Raw genomic sequence first — 945 nt, 5'->3', positions numbered from 1 at the left:
ATTACCTTTAATGACCAACAACCTTTCATATCTCTTCACAAAAAATACAGTAGCACAATAACTCAAAGTCACAAACCCACTCTCAAAGAAGTTCGTGATGCCTTACATGATCAAATTATTTCTTCTATTTCCTCTCCCGAAGCAAAGTTCACATTAATCAAATCAGATGTTGGAACCGGTAAGTCTTATTTTACTAATTCTCTGCCTAAAATCTTTTCTAATAAAAGAATCCTTGTCCTGGTCAAGAGAATTGAAAACTACACAAATTTCTCAAATTTCACCAGTCTTCCTTCTATTCCGAAACAACTTGAAGATTTCTTTGAAGAAAATTCCTCAAAAGGCATTCACAGCTACAAAATCTTTGAAGATTTAGAGCCAACTACTCCTAGACTAAAATCTCTAAAAGAAATTTACCTCAAACACAAAAAGTCTACCGAAGACATACTTGCAACGAATCAATTTATTGTCGCAACTCACTCTAAGTTTTTTTTAAGCTCATTAAATTCACAAAATTTTGATCATGTTATCTTCGATGAGTGCCTAATCGACTCCATGTTCCGAGATTCATTTGTCAAAGCCAATGAACTTACCGCTCTAAGAAGCGAGAAATCATTTCTGATAAAAGATTTACTAAAATCTCTGGATGAGATGGAAATTGGCGAAATAAAGTCATTTCTCAATCCTTCTCTTACCACCAAAATAAATAATTTGCTAGAAGCTGAAACAGAAAAGTTAGTCAAACATCTCTCTCGAGGAACTCACCCTCCTAATTCATCTTTATCAGTCTTAAAACACTTCCAAAATGAGTTTCACGTTCTAAAACTTAAAAATGAATATCAAGTTTTATCTAATTTTCAATTTCCTTCTTCATCTTCAAAATACTTAATTTTATCTGCAACAGCCTCGTCAGAGATTTATAAAGAATTATTTAAGAATGAAATCGAA

1 protein-coding gene is annotated in these 945 nt (G+C 32.5%); it reads left to right on the top strand.

Translation table 11 applies throughout. The features are described 5' to 3' along the window. On the top strand, positions 1-945 hold a 945-nt coding region (locus tag EHS15_RS19155), incomplete at both ends, for a hypothetical protein (RefSeq protein WP_167884274.1).

The organism is Leptospira idonii, assembly GCF_004770995.1.
GTDB classification, from domain to species: Bacteria; Spirochaetota; Leptospiria; order Leptospirales; family Leptospiraceae; genus Leptospira_A; species Leptospira_A idonii.
Note: the sequence above shows the minus strand (reverse complement) of the source record. Positions and strands in the feature narration are given on the sequence as shown.